The sequence below is a fragment of the Clostridium puniceum genome, from assembly GCF_002006345.1.
In the GTDB taxonomy this organism is placed as follows: Bacteria; Bacillota; Clostridia; order Clostridiales; family Clostridiaceae; genus Clostridium; species Clostridium puniceum.
This window is the reverse complement of sequence record NZ_LZZM01000116.1, coordinates 1-1,178: the sequence shown is the minus strand read 5'-3', so window position 1 is coordinate 1,178 and position 1,178 is coordinate 1. Positions and strand designations below refer to the sequence as shown.

Genomic DNA, 1,178 nt, shown 5'->3' with positions numbered 1-1,178 from the left:
ACAAGGTGGCGGACATACAACAAAAATCCACACAGTTGTTGATGGTCTTGGCAATCCAGTTTATTTTCAATTATCTTCTGGTAATTTACATGATAGCACACTTGCTGTGGATGTTCTTTCAAATATTTATATAAAAGGCAGTAATATTTTAGGTGATAAAGCATATGGTACAAAGGAAATTAAGAAATATATTGCTTCACAAGAAGCTTCCTATACAATTCCACCTAAAATAAATGCGCAGAATCCATGGCATTGTGACTGGTGGGTATATAAAGAACGCCATTTAGTAGAATGCTTCTTTAATAAAATCAAGCATTTTCGCAGAGTTTCAACTCGCTATGACAAGCTTGCGTCTTCATTTCTTGCTTTTGTTTATGTTGCGTCCATTTTTATTTTATCAAAATAGCATAAGGCAATATTGTTTTCAGACACGCCCTAATTAGAACCATGCATATAAAAGGAATTTTCACTTTTTATGCATGTTTTTCTGTTGGAGAAAAATTTTTATAGATGCATTTATAATATAATTTTAGGAAAGTTTAATTATAATTATTTTTTATCTGGCTTCTATAATTTGTTATCAGTACAATAATACTATAGTTTATCAAAAAAAAACTATAATAAAATATTTGAAGAGGGAATAAATATGCTAATAAGTGAAATTAAAAAATATTCAAGGAAAGGAATTCTAAAAAATACGGAGTGAAATATGAAGACAATAGACGAAATAAATATTATGAATATTAAATTTAAAATAAAAGAGGTTTTAGTAAATATAAAACCTAAAACTAAAAATTACCTGAAGATAGTTGCGAGAAGTATGTCAAATAATGATATAGATAGATTTACTAAGAATCAAATTAATGTATTTAATTTAAACGAGTCCGAAAAATATAACACTGAAATTATTTTTCAAATGCATACGGGAAGAAAACTATATTAGAATTAAAAATAATATGTTAAATTTTAATATATTTAGGTTGTTGAGTAAACAAAATTTGTAAAAAATAAATAAGCCATTCCTTTGTGGTATAATAATTTCGCTAAAAACCCAAATACATCACATAAGGAATGACTTAAATATGATTATATCACCAAAGATTAAAAGCGAAAATGATAATTTTAAAATTTTTGAAGCTGTTAAAATTGCATTTACTAAATTAAATTCAAATATTAAA

Annotated in this window: 2 protein-coding genes; both read left to right on the top strand. The window is 25.8% G+C overall.

Going from position 1 to position 1,178, the window contains the following annotated elements; translation table 11 throughout:
* The coding region (locus tag CLPUN_RS08965; RefSeq protein ID WP_143329012.1) for an IS5 family transposase at positions 1-406 on the top strand (406 nt) is incomplete at its 5' end.
* Between the two features lie 303 nt (positions 407-709).
* Positions 710-943, top strand: a complete 234-nt coding sequence (locus CLPUN_RS08960) for a hypothetical protein (RefSeq protein ID WP_077846956.1) — start codon at positions 710-712, stop codon at positions 941-943.
* Positions 944-1,178: the final 235 nt, after the last annotated feature.

Coding starts and splice junctions, on each gene's coding strand:
- CLPUN_RS08960 (WP_077846956.1), top strand. CDS start 710: ATGAAGACAATAGACGAAATAAATATTATGAATATTAAATTTAAAATA.